Origin of the sequence: Paraburkholderia sp. SECH4, from assembly GCF_030511745.1 — a bacterium.
GTDB classification, from domain to species: domain Bacteria; phylum Pseudomonadota; class Gammaproteobacteria; order Burkholderiales; family Burkholderiaceae; genus Paraburkholderia; species Paraburkholderia madseniana.
Genome location: NZ_JALOCP010000012.1, coordinates 80,399 through 99,166 on the forward strand (window position 1 = coordinate 80,399; position 18,768 = coordinate 99,166).

At 63.4% G+C, this 18,768-nt stretch carries 16 protein-coding genes, 2 tRNA genes and 1 pseudogene; 5 read left to right on the forward strand and 14 right to left on the reverse strand.

Annotated elements, in window-relative coordinates:
* From M0D67_RS18150 to fdxA, 8 genes and pseudogenes are all read right to left on the reverse strand, one after another.
* Positions 1-771: a DUF4088 family protein gene (locus M0D67_RS18150; RefSeq protein WP_154560627.1), complete on the reverse strand. Its 771-nt coding sequence runs from the start codon at positions 769-771 to the stop codon at positions 1-3.
* A gap of 329 nt (positions 772-1,100) precedes the next feature.
* Positions 1,101-1,424, reverse strand: a complete 324-nt coding sequence (locus M0D67_RS18155) for an AzlD domain-containing protein (RefSeq protein WP_154560628.1) — start codon at positions 1,422-1,424, stop codon at positions 1,101-1,103.
* A 122-nt stretch (positions 1,425-1,546) separates the two neighbouring features.
* Positions 1,547-2,260: pseudogene (locus M0D67_RS18160) on the reverse strand (AzlC family ABC transporter permease); the annotation flags it as partial.
* An 86-nt stretch (positions 2,261-2,346) separates the two neighbouring features.
* The gene (locus M0D67_RS18165) at positions 2,347-3,174 is read right to left on the reverse strand and encodes an AraC family transcriptional regulator (protein WP_154560629.1); all 828 of its coding nucleotides are present in this window, start codon (positions 3,172-3,174) and stop codon (positions 2,347-2,349) included.
* Positions 3,175-3,308: 134 nt separating this feature from the next.
* A complete protein-coding gene (locus M0D67_RS18170; protein ID WP_154560630.1) occupies positions 3,309-3,785 on the reverse strand; it encodes a CreA family protein in 477 nt (158 codons plus the stop codon).
* Between the two features lie 227 nt (positions 3,786-4,012).
* Positions 4,013-4,088, reverse strand: a tRNA-Asn gene (locus M0D67_RS18175).
* Positions 4,089-4,150: 62 nt separating this feature from the next.
* Positions 4,151-4,226, reverse strand: a tRNA-Asn gene (locus M0D67_RS18180).
* A 115-nt stretch (positions 4,227-4,341) separates the two neighbouring features.
* Positions 4,342-4,665, reverse strand: coding sequence for a ferredoxin FdxA (gene fdxA / locus M0D67_RS18185; protein ID WP_054036179.1), 324 nt, complete (start codon positions 4,663-4,665; stop codon positions 4,342-4,344).
* 280 nt (positions 4,666-4,945) lie between these two features.
* Between fdxA and pncB the strand changes: the two genes are divergently transcribed.
* From pncB to rmuC, 5 genes are all read left to right on the forward strand, one after another.
* Positions 4,946-6,142 (forward strand): nicotinate phosphoribosyltransferase, encoded by a 1,197-nt coding sequence (pncB, locus tag M0D67_RS18190; RefSeq protein ID WP_154560631.1) that lies wholly within the window; start codon positions 4,946-4,948, stop codon positions 6,140-6,142.
* Between the two features lie 183 nt (positions 6,143-6,325).
* Positions 6,326-6,988, forward strand: coding sequence for a lactate utilization protein C (locus M0D67_RS18195; protein ID WP_154560632.1), 663 nt, complete (start codon positions 6,326-6,328; stop codon positions 6,986-6,988).
* A gap of 67 nt (positions 6,989-7,055) precedes the next feature.
* A complete protein-coding gene (locus M0D67_RS18200) occupies positions 7,056-8,483 on the forward strand; it encodes a sodium:proton antiporter (RefSeq protein ID WP_154560633.1) in 1,428 nt (475 codons plus the stop codon).
* Between the two features lie 66 nt (positions 8,484-8,549).
* Positions 8,550-9,539, forward strand: coding sequence for a D-glycerate dehydrogenase (locus M0D67_RS18205; RefSeq protein WP_154560634.1), 990 nt, complete (start codon positions 8,550-8,552; stop codon positions 9,537-9,539).
* Positions 9,536-10,984 carry a DNA recombination protein RmuC gene (gene rmuC, locus M0D67_RS18210; RefSeq protein WP_154560635.1) on the forward strand — a complete coding sequence of 483 codons (1,449 nt, stop codon included), beginning with the start codon at positions 9,536-9,538 and terminating at the stop codon, positions 10,982-10,984. The genes M0D67_RS18205 and rmuC overlap by 4 nt, the downstream gene beginning before the upstream one ends.
* A gap of 27 nt (positions 10,985-11,011) precedes the next feature.
* On the opposite strand, the gene M0D67_RS18215 is transcribed toward rmuC, so the two are convergent.
* The 6 genes from M0D67_RS18215 to M0D67_RS18240 form a co-directional block, all read right to left on the reverse strand.
* Complete coding sequence (locus tag M0D67_RS18215; RefSeq protein WP_154560636.1) at positions 11,012-11,500, reverse strand: GNAT family N-acetyltransferase; 489 nt, start codon at positions 11,498-11,500, stop codon at positions 11,012-11,014.
* On the reverse strand, positions 11,500-11,775 hold the full coding sequence (locus tag M0D67_RS18220) for a hypothetical protein (protein ID WP_054036190.1): 276 nt from the start codon (positions 11,773-11,775) through the stop codon (positions 11,500-11,502). The genes M0D67_RS18215 and M0D67_RS18220 overlap by 1 nt, the downstream gene beginning before the upstream one ends.
* Positions 11,776-11,874: 99 nt before the next feature.
* Positions 11,875-13,176 carry a gephyrin-like molybdotransferase Glp gene (gene glp, locus M0D67_RS18225; RefSeq protein ID WP_266239361.1) on the reverse strand — a complete coding sequence of 434 codons (1,302 nt, stop codon included), beginning with the start codon at positions 13,174-13,176 and terminating at the stop codon, positions 11,875-11,877.
* A 74-nt stretch (positions 13,177-13,250) separates the two neighbouring features.
* The gene (gene mobA, locus M0D67_RS18230; protein WP_154560637.1) at positions 13,251-13,865 is read right to left on the reverse strand and encodes a molybdenum cofactor guanylyltransferase MobA; all 615 of its coding nucleotides are present in this window, start codon (positions 13,863-13,865) and stop codon (positions 13,251-13,253) included.
* A gap of 12 nt (positions 13,866-13,877) precedes the next feature.
* Complete coding sequence (moaA, locus tag M0D67_RS18235; protein ID WP_266239337.1) at positions 13,878-14,987, reverse strand: GTP 3',8-cyclase MoaA; 1,110 nt, start codon at positions 14,985-14,987, stop codon at positions 13,878-13,880.
* 221 nt (positions 14,988-15,208) lie between these two features.
* The gene (locus M0D67_RS18240) at positions 15,209-18,535 is read right to left on the reverse strand and encodes an Rne/Rng family ribonuclease (protein ID WP_266239338.1); all 3,327 of its coding nucleotides are present in this window, start codon (positions 18,533-18,535) and stop codon (positions 15,209-15,211) included.
* Positions 18,536-18,768 lie beyond the last annotated feature (233 nt).

Sequence of the window (18,768 nt, forward strand, 5' to 3'; positions counted from 1 at the left end):
TTACCGTGACTGCCGTTGTTGTTGCTGTTGCGGCACCGGCCGTGGCGGCACAAAGAAATTGCGCAGCCAGGCGGCGAGGCGTGAGAACACGTCATACGGTTCTTCGACGAAAATCTCCGGCTTCAGCAGGCGCAAATACTCCATGATCTGCTGCGCTTCCTGCTTCTGGAACGAGCCGTGCGAAATGCCCAGGCGCAGCAGTCCTCGCAGTTCGCCGAGCTTTTCGCGCGCAGTGCTGCCCACGCTCGTTTCGCACGCTACTTTGGCTTCGTAGACGCGCTGACGCAGCGATTCCACCAGACGCCAGGCCGGCGTCTGCATGACTTCCTCGAGCGCCTGGATGTCCTGCGCGGCGCTCTTGATCTGCGCCGCGAGAGGATCGATCAACGCCGCGTCGCCTTCCGCTTCCTTGACGATGGCAGCGGCCCAGTCGCGGCACTGCTTGGCGAGCTCTTCCGGCGTCCATTCCGAACGGGCTGCAAAGCCGAAACCGAATTCCCCCGCCTGCCTCATCAGGATCGCGACGACGTCCGGGAATTCCTTGTCCAGCGTGCGTTTCGCCCATGCGTACTGGCCGCCCTGCAACATCCGCTGAACCGCGTGTTCGGTTAGCGGCACCATGTTGTCGAGCAGCTTGGCGCGCAAAAAGTCCTCAAACGACGGCGTCGCGAACTGCGGATCGAGCTTCAGCGAAACCCGCAGAAATGCGTCGAAGTCCTTGCGTAGCGTCGCAATGGTCTCGTCTTTGAGTGTGAGGGTGATCTGACCCATGTGTTATCCCGTTTGGTCCTGCCGCGCTGCTTCGTCATGTCGGCGTTCGCGCACGGACCCCGTGAGACGCGACGCCTATGCCGGCGCGGTTGATTGCTGCCTGTTGCCGCGTAACCAGCGGGACGTATCCCGACGAGCGGACCTCGACATCTTATCGGCGGATTCAGGGAAAACTTAAGGGTGCGCGAGGCGCCGGCGGCGGCTTTAGAGGAATGCGTCGCCTGCTAGGGCAGCGCATGGCGGGCGCCACCCCAATCCCGAGCCCGCCGCGCCTGGCGCCTATGGCAATCTGGGCGCCGTTTGCACGCGATGTAGGCGTCGAACAGCGCCTATTTAAGCACAACGCCTTGCCAGACAAAAAAGACTGTCAGGCCGACCGCGATGGTCAGGAGCGGTCGGCGCGTCAGCGCGCTGACTACGATGGCGGCCAGCGCCCCGACCAGTTGCGGATTGCGCCAGGTCAGTTCGGCGCCGGCGCCGTGCGGCGAGACCGCCATCGGGACGATGATCGCCGTCAGCACGGTAACGGGCACGAAGCCGAGCGCGGTGCGCACGAGCGGCGGAAACACCAGCCGGTCGCCGAGCACGAAGACGGCGGCGCGGATCACCCACGTAATGGCGGCCATGCCGAGGATCAGAACGACGTAGTTCATCGCGACGCCTCCATGGTTTCCTTTGAGGTTTTCCGCGGGGCTTCCCGGTGGGGGCCCTGTGAGGTTTCGCGCGAAGTTGCTCGCGAGGATTCGCGATTTCCCCGCGCGCCTCGCCCAAATCGCGGCGCCGACAGCAAGACACCGATTGCCACACCCGCGAACACGGCGCCGAGCAGGCCGAGCTTGTACGGCCACGCCTGCCAGAAGAAAGCCAGCGTGCCCGCGGTCGCGGCCGCAGCGATATAGCGCAGCGCGACGAGCTGCGGCACGACGATCGCGATGAAAGTGGCGACCATCGCGAAATCGAGCCCGAGCGACTGCAGGCCCGGAAAGGCCGCGCCGAACAGCAGGCCGGCGACGGTCCAGATCTGCCAGTTCAGGTACATGGCCAGACCCGCGCCAAAGAAGTAGTGCGGGCCGACCGTGCCGGGCTCCCGATGCCGGTAATGTTCCCACGCGACCGCGAAGACTTCGTCGGTGAGCAGCGCGCCGAGCGCCCAGCGCCAGCGCGAGGGCAGGTGCGCGACGTGCGGCGCGAGCGTCGCGCTATACAGCACGTGACGCAGGTTGACGACGAGCGTGGTCGCCCAGATCACCGCAAAACTCGCGTGGCCGGCGATCAGGCCCAATGCGATGAATTGCGCGGAACCGGCGAACACGACGAGCGACATCAGTTGTCCATGCCACAGATGCAGCGGGCCGGACGCGACCAGGGTGCCGAAGATCACGCCGAAGGGCGCCGCGCCGACCATCATCGGGATGATGTCGCGCGCGCCGGCGGTGAATTCTTTTAAGTGGCCTGTGCTTGAGGGCTGGCCTGGGTTGGAATGGGTCAATCTTGCCTCCTTGATGCGCAAAGGATAGCGGGCAAGGCTGGGCGGGGGCTTGTACGTTCTTGCGGTGGATGGGGGCGAAGCGTGCGTCAACTGCCTTGCCAGCGCCCCGGCGGCACGCCGAACATGCGCCTGAAATGGCGCGTGAAATGGCTTTGATCCGTGAAACCGCTTGCCGCGGCGACATCGGTCACCGAAACGCCCGCTCGCAATGGCGCGAGCGCGCGCTGCAAGCGCACCTGATTGCGCCACGCGTGCGGCGGCAATCCGGTGGTCTGCGTGAAAAGGCGCGCGGCGTGGAAGGGCGAGAGTCCCGCTGCCTGCGCGACCTCGGCCAGCGTGACAGCTTCGGCGAGGTCGCCGGTCAGGCGCTCCTGCATCGTCGCGACGCGGGCGTCGTCGGCGGCGAGGCGCCACGCTTCCGGCTGCGTTTGCGAGTAGCGGACCAGCAAGGTGGACAGCGCGTCAAGCATCGCGGCCTCGGCGGCGAGCGGATCGTCGCCGGCCTCCAGCAGACAGTGCGCGCGCGCCAGCCGCTGCGCCAGATCGGGATCGCGGATGACGCCCGGCGCGAACCACGGCAATGCTTGCGGCTTGCCGGCAACGTCGTTGGCAAGCTCGTGAATGAAATCCACCGGCGCATACATCACGCGATAGCGCCAGCCTGCCTCGACAGCCTTGGAGCCCGTGTGCAGTTCTCCCGGATTGATGATCGGCACGCTGCCCGCTTCGGCGACATAGTCCGAGCCGAGATACCGATAGCCCTCGGCGCCGGCGACGATCACCGGAATCGTGTACGCATCGTGCCAATGCGGCGAGAACTCGTGATCGTGATATTCCGCTGTGAGCAGATCCGCGCCGGGCAAAAGCGGCGTACGCCAGTAGCGGGCGGAATCCTGGAAACGATGGGCGGTCATGGTGAAAGTCTGGCGATCCTGCGGTCCGGTAGTACCGGCGATCCGGCATGACCAGTCAGTGTAGCGCGCCGTGGCCTTTGCGGTGACTCACGCGTGTATGTCTTTGCGCTGTGAGCTTTGCCGCGGGGCGGCGGTTACTTGACCGGAATTGTCGTGCCGGCCGGCATCGGCACGGCGCTCACGCTGTTCTTCGCACTGCCGCTGACGATGCGGTCGCTGTAAGTCATGTACACCAGCGTGTTGCGCTTCGCGTCGACCACCCGCACCACATGCAGCGATTTGAAGATCAGCGACATGCTGACCGAGAACACATCGGATTGCTGCTTCACGGGGCCGGTGAAATGAATCGCGCCCACTTGCCGACAAGCGATCGACGCCTCGGTCGGATCTTCGGCGATGCCCAGTGTCCCCTTGACGCCACCCGTGCGCGCCCGCGACACGTAGCAGGTCACGCCCTGGACGAGCGGATCGTCATAGGCCTCGACGACCACGCGATCGGAACCGGTAATGCGGAAGTTGGTATTGACGCTGCCGACTTCTTCGCTGTGGACCGAGGACAGGAGCAGGGCGGTAGTGACTGCAAGTGCGATGCGCAACACGGTGGGATTCATGGGAGGGCCGGGAATGAGTGCTTGGGTTGGGCGCGAGAGATCGGCGTCGATAAAGCGCCATCGTATAACGGCGTGTCCGCCAGAGGGTCAGTGCAAATGCTCTGGGGCATGCGCAATCTTCCGGCCGGAACGGACCGTCGCCCCCCGATTCAAGCCACCGGATCCGGCATTCAAATAGGCCAGACCAAAACAAAAAGGCCCGCACGAATGCGGGCCTTTCAAAATTTTGGCTCCTCGACCTGGGCTCGAACCAGGGACCTACGGATTAACAGTCCGGCGCTCTACCGACTGAGCTATCGAGGAACAGCAGTACAACTTGATCTACATAAAAAAGCCCGTATTGGTTAACGGGCTTTTGCAATTCTTGGCTCCTCGACCTGGGCTCGAACCAGGGACCTACGGATTAACAGTCCGGCGCTCTACCGACTGAGCTATCGAGGAACAGAACAACAAACAGCAGAGAAGCGAAATTGTAGGAGGTGACTAGGCGCCTGTCAATACCCTGCATTCATCTCGATTTGGTCCGAATGCAACAGCGGGGTGCAGGCCGCGCCGCTCAGCGTACGAGCAGGGCCAGCTTTTCCTTCACGTCCTTGAATTCGTCGGCTTCCGGCAGCGGCGCTTTGGTCTTGGTGATGCTCGGCCAGTTCTTCGCGAGATCGGCATTCAGCTCGGTGAAGTGCTGCTGGTCGCCCGGCACGTCTTCTTCGGCATAAATGGCGTTCACCGGGCATTCGGCCACGCACACGGCGCAGTCGATGCATTCGTCGGGGTCGATCGCGAGGAAGTTGGGACCTTCGCGAAAGCAGTCCACCGGGCACACATCGACGCAGTCGGTATAGCGGCACTTGATGCAGCTTTCGGTCACAACGTGAGTCATTCAGGCAGCTCCTGCATGCGGAATCAGGGGAGGCGAAACGCCAAAAACGCTATTGTAACGTAACGTCAAGAGCCGCATGCAGCATCGGGCAACGGCTTTTATACGTTTTTGTGATTAGTTTATGGCGTCCGGCGAGCGCCGCCCGCCGGCGTGCTGAATCCGGATGCATTCGGGTAACATGCGTCAGGTTGGCGCGCACGGGGCGCGCCGCACGCGCATGGGTTGACGCGGTTGGTCGAGCCAAGCCTTCCGTTTTTCCTGCAGTCCAGTTCGCACCATCATGATTATTACTTCGCTGCTCGACACCGATCTGTACAAGTTCACGATGATGCAAGTGGTGTTGCATCACTTTCCCGCGGCGAACGTCGAGTACCGGTTTCGCTGCCGCACGCCGAATGTCGACCTCGTGCCGTATATCGGCGAGATTCGCGACGAAGTGCGCAAGCTCTGCGATCTGCGCTTCACCGACGACGAACTCGACTACCTGCGGCGCATGCGCTTCATCAAGGGCGACTTCATCGAGTTTCTCGCGCTGTTCCATTTGAACGAGAAATACATTTCGATTTCGCCCTCGCCGAAGGGCAATGGTGAAATCGACATCGAGATCAAGGGGCCGTGGCTGCACACGATCCTGTTCGAGATCCCGATGCTTGCGATCGTCAACGAAGTCTACTTCCGCAACACCCAGCAGAAACCTGACTACAGCGAAGGGCGCGGCCGTCTCGTCGAGAAGATCAAGCTGCTCGGCGCGCGCCCGGAATTCGCCGACTGCAAGATCGCCGACTACGGCACGCGCCGCCGCTTCTCGAAGCAATGGCACGAAGAAGTGATCCTCACGCTGAAAGACGGCCTCGGCGAACAATTCGCCGGCACCAGCAACGTCTTCTACGCGATGAAGCACAGCCTCACGCCGCTCGGCACGATGGCGCATGAATACCTGCAGGCGTGTCAGGCGCTCGGTCCGCGGTTGCGCGATTCGCAGATCTTCGGCTTCGAGATGTGGGCGAAGGAGTATCGCGGCGACCTGGGTATCGCCCTGTCGGATGTGTACGGCATGGAGGCGTTCCTGCGCGACTTCGACATGTACTTCTGCAAGCTGTTCGACGGCGCGCGCCACGATTCCGGCGACCCGTTCGACTGGGGCGAGCGCCTGCTCAAGCACTACGAGGCGAACCGCTGCGACCCGCGCACCAAGATCCTCGTGTTCTCCGACGCGCTCGACATTCCCAAAGTGCTGCAACTGTACGAGCGTTTCCGCGGCCGCTGCAAGCTGGCATTCGGCGTAGGAACCAATCTGACAAACGACCTGGGCTACAACCCCTTGCAGATCGTCATCAAGATGGTTCGCTGCAACGGTCAGCCGGTGGCGAAGCTGTCGGATTCGCCGGGCAAGAACATGTGCGAAGACAAGGCCTATCTCGCGTATCTGCGTCAGGTGTTCGGCATTGCGCAGCCCGAGGAAGACGCTGCGAAGTAACGTGGCGTCTGCGCGGCGCGTGTGCGACTTATGCGCCGCTGTCTTGTGTCGATATCTTGCTGAGATCGTGTTCGCCGCGTGGTCGATACGTTGCCCCAGGCCGTTCGGCCAGGGTGTTCGCGCCCAGGGTGGCCGGTATAATTCCCGCCATATCGCACGGCTGTCGACACGAGGATTTCGCATATGGACACATCGATTGCCCGCCGCAACATCCTGGCGCGCATCCGCGCAGCGCAGGGGCGTGAGCCTGAACCGTCCGCTCCCGAGCGCGAGGCGGCTGCGGATTATCTGGCGCGCCATCCCGAGGGTCCGCGTCCGGAGATGCCGGCCGATCTGACCACGCGCTTCATCGAAGAAGCGCAGAGAATGGCGACCACCGTCGATACCGTCGAATCGCTGGGCGACGTGCCTTCCGCCGCGCATCGCTACCTCACTGAACACGCTTTGCCGCTGCAGGCTATCGCATGGCAAACCCTGCAAGATCTGCAATGGGCCGAAGCCGGCCTCAACGTCGAATTCCGCAAACCTGAAGACGGCGACGTGGTCGGGCTCACTGGCTGCTTCTGTGCGACCGCCGAGACGGGCACGCTCGTTCTGTTGTCCGGACCGGAAACCTACGCATCGGCAGGTCTGTTGCCGGAAACGCATATTGCAATCGTGCCGGCTTCGCGCATCGTCTCGGGACATGAAGAGGCGTTCGGGCTGATCCGTAGCGAACGCGGTGAACTTCCGCGCGCCGTCAATTTTGTCTCCGGGCCATCGCGCACCGGCGATATCGAACAGACTATCGTGCTTGGCGCACATGGGCCGTATCGGGTGCATGTGATCGTCGTACGTGGCGCCTGAGCGCGGCACGCGTCGCTGTCTCCTTGCGGCGCGCACGGCTGCCCGCAGTTACAAGGACTTCAAGAATATGAAACGACATGCCGTAGGGGCGAGCATGGTGCTCGCCGCTGCATTGACGCTGGCAGGGTGGCCTCAACTGGCATCGGCGGCTACGATCGACGGCGCGAGCTTGTCGGCATTGTGGGGCTTGCCCTTTGCGGGCGTGCTGTTGTCTATCGCGGTGTTTCCGTTGGTCGCGCCGGCATTCTGGCATCACCATTTCGGCAAGATCGCGGCAGCGTGGGCGTTGCTCTTCCTGGTACCGTTTGCGCTTGCTTTCGGCACGGGCGCCGCATTCGGAACGCTGGTGCACGCGGTGCTCGAAGAATACATTCCGTTCATCGTGTTACTGACGGCGCTTTATACGGTCGCGGGAGGCATCTGCGTGCGCGGCAATCTGCATGGCACGCCGCGTCTGAATACCGCGATTCTCGCGCTCGGCACACTATTGGCCAGCATCATGGGCACGACCGGTGCGGCGATGCTGCTGATCCGCCCATTGCTGCGCGCTAACGACAATCGCAAGCACGTCGTTCATGTGGTGGTGTTCTTCATCTTTCTGGTCGCGAACGCGGGCGGCTCGTTGTCGCCGCTCGGCGACCCGCCGCTCTTTCTCGGCTTCCTGCAAGGCGTCAGTTTCTTCTGGACCACCACGCATCTGGCGTTGCCGATGCTGTTTGTCTGCGTCGTGCTGCTGGCCGCGTTCTATGCATTGGATTCGTACTATTTTCATCGGCGTGAAGAAGAGCGTTCGCGCTTTCTCGACCCGACGCCGGATTCGCCGCCGCTAGGCGTCGACGGCAGGATCAACTTCGTGCTTCTCGCTGCCGTGATTGCGCTGGTTCTGATGAGTGGGTTCTGGAAGTCAGACATCGTGTTCGACGTTTTCGGTACGCACGTCGCGTTGCAAAATGCCGTGCGCGATGTCGCGCTGATCGGCGTCACCTTGCTCTCGCTGGCACTGACGCCGCGCGCGGCACGCGCGGGTAATGACTTCAACTGGGCACCGATCGAAGAGGTCGCCAAACTGTTTGCCGGCATCTTCGTGACGATCGCGCCGGTCATCACGATCCTGCGTGCCGGTGAGGCGGGCGCGTTCGCCGGCATCGTCCATCTGGTCAACCCGTCCGGTCAGCCCCACGACCTGATGTACTTTTGGGCGACTGGCCTGCTATCGTCGTTTCTCGACAATGCGCCGACCTACCTGGTGTTCTTCAACCTGGCCGGCGGCGACGCGCAGACATTGATGACCACCGGTGCCACGACGCTCGCGGCGATCTCGGCCGGCGCGGTGTTCATGGGCGCCAACACGTATATCGGCAATGCACCGAACTTCATGGTGAAAGCGATCGCGGAGTCGCGCGGCATTCGCATGCCGAGCTTTTTTTCGTATCTCGGCTGGTCGGTTGTGGTGCTCATGCCGCTGTTTCTCGTCACCGGCTGGCTGTTTTTTTGACGCCTGATTTCACGCTTATCCTGACGCCGAGGTCGTTGGACTCGACGCGCTTTCCGGAGAATTGCAATGCAGAAGATCCTCGTCGCCCGTCCGATCTTTCCCGATGTGATCGAACGGCTCAAACAGTATTTCGATGTCGACTGGCACCAGGGCGATGTGTTGCCCGCAGACGAGTTGACGCGACGTCTCGCGGATAAAGACGGCGCGCTGACCGCGGGCGATCCGGTCGGCGCGGCGGCGCTCGCAGCGGCGCCGCGTCTGCGCGTGGTGTCGAACATGGCAGTGGGCTACAACAACTTCGACATGGCTGCGTTCAACGCGGCGAACGTACTCGGCACCAACACGCCGGACGTGCTGAACGAATCGACCGCCGATTTCGGCTGGGCGCTGATGATGGCCGCGGCGCGCCGCATTGCCGAATCGGAGCACTGGCTGCGCGCCGGCAAATGGCAGAAGTGGGCCTATGACGGTTTTCTCGGCACCGACCTTTACGGTTCGACACTCGGCGTGATCGGCATGGGCCGGATTGGGCAGGCGCTGGCGCGTCGCGCGAAGGGTTTCAACATGCAGGTGATCTATCACAACCGTTCGCGAGTCGCGCCGGAGATCGAGGCGGAGTTGAACGCGGAATACGCGTCCAAACAGGACCTGCTGCAGCGCGCCGATCACGTGGTGCTCGTCTTGCCGTACACGAAGGAAAACCACCATACGATCGGCGCTGCCGAACTCGCGCAGATGAAGCCGACCGCAACGCTTACCAACATCGCACGCGGCGGCATCGTTGACGATGCGGCGCTGGTCGAAGCACTGCGTACGAAGCAGATCGCCGCCGCCGGTCTCGATGTCTACGAAGGCGAGCCGAATCTGAATCCGGATCTGCTGACCGTGCCGAATGTCGTACTGACGCCGCACATCGCCAGCGCGACCGAGGCAACGCGCCGCGCCATGGCAAACCTCGCCGCGGACAATCTGATCGCAGCGCTGGGTGAAGGCCCGCGCGCCGGCCGGCCACCGAATCCGATCAACCCCGAGGTCATCGGCAGGGCGCGTTCATGACAATGATTCTGGTGGCGGCCGTTGCCGTGCTGGCGGTCGCCTTGGTCATCGCGTTGGCATTGCTGATGCGCGGCCTTAGTCGCGCTGACGGAAGCGAGCAATTCGAGAATCTCAGCGAACGTATCGACACAGCGGCGGATGCGCAGTCGCATGCTTATGAGCGGCTCGAGCGGCAACTGCGCAATGACATCACCGAAACGGCGCGCGTCTCGCGTACCGAGCAGAGCAGCGGATTCGCACACTTTCAGCAAACGCTGGCATCGCAATTCAGCAGTATGACGACGGTGCAGGGCGGCAAGATCGATGGCTTCGCGCAGCAACTCGACGCAGTGCGCCACAGCCTGCAGCAGCAGGCCCAGCAGGCACGCGATGAGCAAGGGCGCACGCTCAAGCAGTTCGGCGACACGCTGACCCTGCAACTGGGTCAACTCACCGAGGCGAACGATCGCCGCTTCGCCGAAGTGCGTGCGACGATCGAGCAGCGGCTGAAAGACATCGAGGCCAACAACTCGACCAAGCTCGACGAGATGCGCCGCACCGTCGACGAAAAATTGCACGCCACGCTCGAACAACGCCTGGGCGAATCGTTCAAGCTGGTGTCGGACCGGCTGGAACAGGTGCATCGCGGTCTCGGTGAAATGCAGACGCTGGCTGCGGGTGTCGGCGATCTGAAGAAAGTGCTCACTAACGTCAAAACGCGTGGCACGTGGGGAGAAGTGCAGCTCGAAGCATTGCTCGAACAACTGCTCACGGCGGATCAATACGCAAAGAACGTCGCGACGGTACCGAAGAGCGCCGATCGCGTCGAGTTCGCAATCAAACTGCCGGGCCGCGCGGAGGTGGGTGGTCCAGCTACGCCGGTCTGGCTGCCGATCGACGCCAAGTTCCCGCGCGAAGACTACGAGCGGCTGATCGAGGCTCAGGAACGTGCCGATCCGGTTGCGGTGGAGGAGGCGTCGCGCGCGCTTGAAGCGCGGATTCGCGCCGAGGCGCGCACGATCGCAGAAAAGTACGTGTCGCCGCCGCACACCACCGATTTCGCGCTGCTATTTCTGCCGACCGAAGGCCTGTACGCAGAAGTCCTGCGTCGGCCGGGCCTGACGGACCTGCTGCAGCGCGACTATCGCGTGACGATTGCCGGCCCGACCACGCTGACCGCTTTGCTCAATAGTCTGCAAATGGGTTTCCGAACGCTAGCGATCGAGAAGCGGTCGAGCGAAGTGTGGCAAGTGCTCGGCGCGGTGAAAACAGAGTTCGGAAAATTCGGTGACGTGCTGGCCAGGACCAAGGCGCAGCTTGAAACCGTTACGCGTTCGATCGAAGCCGCGGAAACGCGCACCCGCGTCATGAACCGTAAGCTGCGTGACGTCGAGGCGTTGCCGGGGGAAGAGGCGAGCGGGTTGCTCGGCGATGCGCTGACGGGCGTGGATCCCGACGAACAGTAGAGTCTGACGGTTGGCCCAAACTAAAACTCAGGAGGCGGCTGCTGCGGCCAACTGTTCCAGCGCGTCGCCCGTCAGACGCACGACGCGCCAATCCGGCATCACTGTCGCGCCCAATTTTTCGTAGAAGCTAATGGCCTGCTTGTTCCAGTCGAGCACGGTCCATTCAAAGCGTCCGCACTGTCGCTCTACTGCCAGTGCCGCCAGCCTAGCCAGCATCGCGGCGCCTAGACCACTGCCGCGTTGACTCGGTTGCACGTAGACATCTTCGAGATACAGCCCGCGCTTGCCGGCGAAGCTCGAGTAATTGTGGAAGAACAGCGCATAGCCGACGATGCGTCCTTCGTTTTCCGCGACGAGCGCTTCGATCGAGGGCCGCGCGCCGAACAGGGCGTCGCGCAATCCGTCCTCGGTCGCGACAAATACGTGCGTGAGGCTTTCGAATTCGGCCAGCTCGTACGTCAGCGCGAAGATAGCGCTCGTATCCGCGGGTGTCGCGGTGCGGATCGTCGCGGGCATTACGCTTCTTCCGGCGCGTCGGTCAACTGGATTTCGATGCCGCCAAAGCGCGAGGCCACCCAGTTGTAGGCGTGGCACGCAATCCACAGCAGGATGAAGCCGAGAATCGCGTTCAGCAGCAGCGCGCTGAACACGGTGCTCAGTTCGACCGAGCCATAGCGGATGAACGCCACCAGCACGCCGAGCAGCACGATCGGCACCGAGAATGTCAGGTACACGAGGATAAGCGCTTTGGCCGTCTGTCCCGGTGCAATGAACGAGATCTGTTTTTTCATGTAAGTCAAACCCGTGTGTCGTAGTGGTAATGGGTAAAGCTGCAAATGCGGCTGCCGGCGCGGCCGTAAAACGCCGCCGTGAAAGCGTGCAGTCAGGCGTCAGATCAGGCCGTCGAACAACATGATATCGACGTGCTCGCCCTCGCCAATATCGGCTTCATCGTGCCCGAGAACGATGAAACAATTTGCTTCGCTCATAGAACTCAAGACGCCGGAGCTTTGCGAGCCGGTCGGCGTGACATGCCATTGGCCGTGCGCATCCTGCCCGGCGACGCCGCGCTGGTACTCGGTGCGGCCGGCGCGCTTGCGGATGGCCTGGCGGCTGGCGGCGCGCAAGACCGGCAGCGCCTGCGGCGTCGCGCCGGACATCAGCAGCAACGCTTCGCGCACGATCTGGTAGAACGTCACCATCACGGCCACGGGATTACCCGGCAAGCCGAAGAATAACGCGGGTAGCCCGAGACCCGGATGTTCGCCGGACCAGACGCGGCCAAAAGCGAGCGGCCGGCCCGGACGCATCGCGAGACTCCAGAAGGCGACGTCGCCGAACGTCTGCAGCAATTGCTTGGTGAAATCCGCCTCGCCCACCGAGACGCCGCCCGACGTCAACACCACGTCGGCGCTGGCTGCGGCGCTGCGCAATGCAGCCTCGAGCGCCGCGGGTTCGTCGCGCACCACACCCAGATCGAGCGTATCCATGTTCAGGCGCCGAAGCATCGCAAACAGCGTGTAGCGGTTGCTGTCGTACACCGAACCCGGGTCGAGCGGCTCGCCGAGCGAGCGCAATTCGTCGCCGGTTGAGAAAAACGCGACGCGCAAGCGTCGCCGCACGTTGACTTCACCAATGCCGAGCGAAGCGAGCAAACCGAGGTCCGACGCGCGTATGATGCGGCCGGCGCGTAGCGCGGCATGGCCGCGGGCGAGGTCTTCGCCGGCGAGGCGCCGATTGGCGCCGCCCCGCAAGGCGTTGGCCGCAAAACGGATCGAGGTGGAATCGGCGCTGCGCTCGACAAGCTCCTGCGGCACGACGGTGTCGCAGTCAGCCGGCATAGAGGCGCCCGTCATGACGCGTACGCATTGCGTCGTGTCCACGAGGCCCGGGAACGGATGACCGGCCAGCGCTTTGCCGACGATCGTCAAATCGATCGTGGATTCACTGGTTGCCAATGCCGCGCCGTTGAACGCGTAGCCGTCCATGGCCGAATTGTCGTGCGACGGGACGTCGATCGGCGAGACGATATCGGCCGCCAGCACGCGGCCGAGCGCATCGCGCAATGGCACGCGTTCGACCGCCGTGACGGGCGTGGCCCACTGACGGACGATCGCCTGGGCGGCCGAAACAGGTAGCGCATGAGGATCGTACTGCGCGACGCAGCGGGAAAATTCGTTAAGCGTGGTCATGAAGGGCTGGACGTCGCGATCGGCGGCGGAAGCGGCTGTTGCCGTGCGGCCGGAGCGGGATTTCAACCGGGGCCTCAACAACGCTCGAGGTCGGCGAGTTCTTGTAACGAATTGATATTGTAAAACGCGCGCTCGTCGGTAAAGGCGACTTCGACCGTCTTGTGGCGCGCGTACCACGCGCGGACCTTACGCTCGCCGGCTTCGAGAAAGGCCGCCAGGTCGTCGGCGAGGCTCGTGCGCAGCAACGCGAACACGGGATGGAGCGAGACGTGGCCTTCGGCGTCGGTGGTCGTGACGGTGGCGATGTCGGCCTGATTCGAGTCGAGTGCTTGCGTGAGGCGGGCTGCGAGTTCGGCGGGCAGTCCAGGCGTGTCGCAGGGTGCGCTTAGTACGTACGCGGTGCCGGCCGCGCGCAGCCCGGCGAGCAGGCCCGCCAACGGTCCAGGAAAGCCGGGTAGGGTATCGGCAAGCACCCTGGCGCCGAACGGCGCGCCCAGCGCCGTGTAGGCCTCAGGGTGACGATTGGCGCTGATCAGGAGGGCGCCGGTTTGCGGTGCGAGTCGCTTCAGCACGTGAGCGGCGAGCGGCTCGCCGTGCAGCGTTTGCAGTCCCTTATCGACGCCGCCCATACGCATGCCGCGTCCGCCCGCCAGGACCAGACCGGTGATGTGTTCGCGAGCCGGGTTCATGGGCGCGGCCGCTTAGCCGCCGATGTACGACATTTCCACGCGGCGGGCGTCCTGCGCGCGGGGTGCGGCTGCATTGCTGCCGCGCAATTGCGAATAACGGTCGCTGCGGCCTTGCCAGATTTCGGCGACGGCGGTGGCGATATCGGCGTCGCTCGCGCCGCTGCGAAGCAACGCGCGCAGATCGTGACCGGACGAGGCGAACAGGCACAGATACAGCTTGCCCTCGGTCGACAGACGCGCTCGCGTACAACTGCCGCAAAACGCGCGTGTCACACTCGAAATCACGCCGATTTCGCCACCGCCATCCACGTAACCCCAGCGCTGGGCGGTTTCTGCCGCACTGTGCGCTTCGAGCGGCATGAGCGGGAAATGCTCGGCGATGCGCGTCACGACGTCGGCGGAAGGCAGCACCTCGGTCATGTTCCAGCCGTTCGACGTGCCCACGTCCATGTACTCGATAAAGCGCAGTACCGAGCCCGAGTCCTTAAAATGACGCGCCATTGGCACGATTTCGCCGTCGTTGGTGCCACGTTTGACGACCATGTTGACTTTCACCGGCGCGAGCCCCACCGCTTGCGCCGCGGCGATCCCGTCCAGCACGTCGGCGACCGCGAAGTCGGCGTCGTTCATGCGGCGAAACAGGGTGTCGTCGAGCGCGTCGAGACTCACCGTCACGCGGGTCAGGCCGGCGTCTTTCAGGCTGCGCGCCTTGCGCTCCAGCAGCGAGCCGTTGGTGGTCAGCGTCAGATCGAGTGGGCGGCCTTCCGGCGTGGCGAGTTGCGCGAGCCGTTCGATCAGGAATTCCAGATTTTTGCGCAGGAGCGGCTCGCCACCCGTAAGACGGATTTTCTCGACGCCATGTGCGACGAAGAGCCGCGCCAGCCGTTCGATTTCTTCGAAGCTGAGTAATGCGCTATGCGGCAAGAACGCGTAATCCTTGTCGAACACCGCGCGCGGCATGCAGTAGACGCAGCGGAAATTGCAGCGGTCCGTCACCGAGATGCGCAGATCGCGCAGCGGGCGCGCCAGCGTGTCGTGCAACGCGCCGCTAGGCGCCTGCACGGGGCCGGTAATGACCGGCACCGCACTGAGATCGGCAACAGGGATGATGCGTCGGGACATGAATTGCTTCGCTTGATGCTTCGTTTCGGGCTGCTCAAGTGCTGCTGCGATTGGAACCTAGATCTTCATTCTAGCGGAAATGCATCCAGCGGCTGCCGGCCTCCAGACGCCGTCCGGGTATACGGGGAGTGGAATAAAGCCCGCAAGCGGACGGGTGCGCGGCGCCCATAAAACAAAAAGCCCGCCGGTGAGGGCGGGCTTTTTGCATGGTGGCGGTTCGCTTACTGCGGATGCTTACCGGTTTCTACCATTTGCATCGGCGCAGTTTCGACCGGCGGCAATGCCTTACGCTCGCGACCCACGCGAACCGGCTTGGCCGCTTGCGCAGCAGCTTCCTGCGCGGCCCGCAGCTTGTCGGCGTCGGTGTTCACCCAGACGAGACCGGCTTGTTCCAGCACCGGCTTCAGGGCTTCAGCCGACACACCGGCATAACGTGGCGCTTGCGGCGCTTGCGGCACAGCAACGGCAACGGGCGCCGGCTCGACTGCTGCCGGTTCAACGACCGCTTCAACTGCCGGTGCGACCGCTGCAACGACCGGTTGCGCTTCGAAGATATCGGCTTGCCGTGCCGGCTGGGCGGCCGGTGCTTCGACCACTGCTGCCGGAGCGATGGTTTCCACTGGAGCCGGTGCGGCTTGCGCCTCAACTGCCGGAGCAACTGTCGGCGTTTCGACCCGAGCTTCAACCGGGGCTTCAACCTGAGCTTCAAAGCGAGCGACCGGTTCGGCGAACGAAACCGTCTCGCTGACGGCCGGCGCAACTTGCGCGGCTTCGACCGGCGCGGCAACGGCTTGCGCCACCGGCGCTTCCACTGCCTGCTCGAACGCAACCGGCACCACCGGCGCTTCTGCGACCGGCACAACCGTTTCCGCCTTCGCAGCCTGCTCGACGGCCAGAGCCGGCGTTTCGGTTACAGCGTGCAATTCGCTGACGACAACGGTTTTCGTCGCGACAGCAGCGACAACCACTTCCACCGGCTTAACAGCAGTCGCTTCGTTGACTTCAGCCTTGTGCTCGACCGCTTGATGCGCGGTGCGCACCGGTGCGTCATCGGTCACATTGGTGTTGTCGCCTTCACCTTCCGCAACGTCCGCAGCCAGGTTGCCGTTCACGTCTTCTTCACGCTCACGACGACCACCACGACGGCCGCGACGGCGACGACGACGCTCTTCACCTTCACGCGCCACCGCTTCCTGATCGACCGGCATACCGTTTTCGCCCAAGGCGGTCTGGTTTTGCGCCAGTTCTTCAGCCGTTTGCGTGTCGTTCTGCGTCAATGCATCTGCGGCTTCCGGCTGCTGCTTGCGGCGTTCGCCACGTTCAGCGCGCTCGCCACGCTCACGGCGTTCACCGCGTTCCTGACGCTCGCCACGTTCGGCGCGCGGTGCGCCCTCGACGGTTTCCGCACGATCGGTGCCGCGATTGTCGCGGTCACGGTTTTCGCGGCCCTCGCGACCTTCACGCGGCTCACGAGCCTCGCGCGGTTCGCGTCCTTCACGGGCCTCACGCGGTTCACGCTGCTCACGATTAGCACGCGGCTCGCGCGATTCACGTGCTTCACGCGGCTCACGACCTTCGCGTGCTTCACGCGGTTCGCGTTCCTCGCGACGCTGCGACGGCTGCGGCCCCTGAGCCTGACGGCCGCCGGTCGTGCCTTCGCCACGGCCTGCTGCATCGCGGCCGCCTGCGCCGCTACGGCGGTTGCGGTTGCGATCGCCGCCGCGTTCGCCGGTGCGCTCACCGCGCTCCGTGCGTTCGCCGCGTTGCGGACGCGTCTGCTTTTCGGTCGTAGCCGGTGCGACAGGCGCTGGCGCGACCGGCTGCATGCCGAACAGATTCTTCAACCAGCCGATAAAGCCGCCGCCGGCCGGAGTGACGGCCACCGGTGCCGGAGTTACCGCCGGACGGACCGGCGCGCTCGGGGCCGGCTTCTCGGGCGTAATGCCCTTGACCGCGGCTTCCTGCTTCGGCTTCACTTCCTCGGCGCGCTTGCTGTAACCGGTTTCCGATTCCAGTTCGCGGGCTGCTTCTTCGGCCATCTTCCACGAAGCGCGCGGCTCGTCGAGGCGTGCATCGTCGTGACGCAGGCGCTCGAGCTTGTAATGCGGCGTGTCGAGATGCTTGTTCGGGATCAGAACGACGTTGACCTTGAAACGCGATTCGATCTTGTTGATTTCGGCGCGCTTTTCGTTCAACAGGAAGGCGGTCACTTCGACCGGCACCTGGCAATGGATCGCCGCGGTGTTTTCCTTCATCGCTTCTTCTTGAATGATCCGCAGCACTTGCAGCGCGGACGATTCGGTATCGCGGATGTGGCCCGTGCCGTTACAGCGCGGGCAGGTCACATGGCTGCCTTCCGACAGAGCCGGGCGCAGACGTTGACGCGACAGTTCCATCAGGCCGAAGCGCGAGATCTTGCCCATCTGGACGCGTGCACGGTCGTGCTTCAACGCGTCTTTCAGGCGTTGCTCGACTTCGCGCTGGCTCTTGGCCGATTCCATGTCGATGAAGTCGATCACGATCAGGCCGCCCAGGTCGCGCAGACGCAACTGGCGGGCCACTTCGTCGGCGGCTTCGAGGTTGGTGCGTGCAGCCGTTTCCTCGATGTCGGCGCCCTTGGTGGCGCGTGCCGAGTTCACGTCGATCGCGACCAGCGCTTCCGTGTGGTCGATCACGATAGCGCCGCCCGAAGGCAGTGGGACCGTGCGCGAGTACGCGGTTTCGATCTGGTGTTCGATCTGGAAGCGCGAGAAAAGCGGCACGTCGTCGTGATACCGCTTCACCTTGCTGACATTATCCGGCATCACGATATCCATGAAGGCGCGAGCCTGGTCATGGATTTCGGTGGTGTCGATCAGGATTTCGCCGATATCCGGCTGGAAATAGTCACGAATCGCGCGAATAACGAGGCTCGATTCGAGATAAATCAGCATCGGCTGGCCGCTCGAACCGCTTTGCGACGCAGCTTCGATGGCGCGCCACAGTTGCATCAGGTAGTTCAGGTCCCACTGCAGTTCTTCGGCGGAGCGGCCAATCCCGGCCGTGCGCGCGATGATGCTCATGCCTTCCGGCAATTGCAGTTGCGCCATGGTTTCGCGCAGTTCCTGGCGGTCGTCGCCTTCGATCCGGCGCGATACGCCACCGCCGCGCGGGTTGTTCGGCATCAGAACCAGATACCGGCCGGCGAGCGAGATGAAGGTGGTGAGGGCCGCGCCCTTGTTGCCGCGTTCTTCCTTTTCGACCTGAACGATCAGTTCCTGGCCTTCACGGAGGGCGTCCTGAATGCGCGCGGAGCGCATGTCGACGCCGTCACGGAAATACTGGCGGGCGACTTCCTTGAACGGCAAAAAGCCGTGGCGGTCTTCGCCGTAGTTGACGAAACAGGCTTCGAGCGACGGCTCGATGCGGGTGATGATGCCCTTGTAAATATTGCCTTTGCGTTGTTCGCGCCCGGCGGTTTCGATGTCGATATCGATGAGTTTTTGCCCATCGACGATGGCGACGCGCAGTTCTTCCTGCTGCGTCGCGTTGAACAACATTCGTTTCATTGAACGGCTCCAGGCGGCTTAGCTAGCCCTCAGCTGCGCGGTTGTCAGTCGCGAGAGCCACGAGGGCAGCGGCATGCCGCGCCTTATTGTGTTTTCACAAGCACGCTGGAGCGGGAAAAATGGCGGGAGAATTGCCTGAGAGGGCCCGGCCCCATTGAAAAATGGGCACGGTGCCGCAGGGCACATGCGAACACGGCTTCAAATAACGACCCGACACGCCGCGGGTTCTGCCA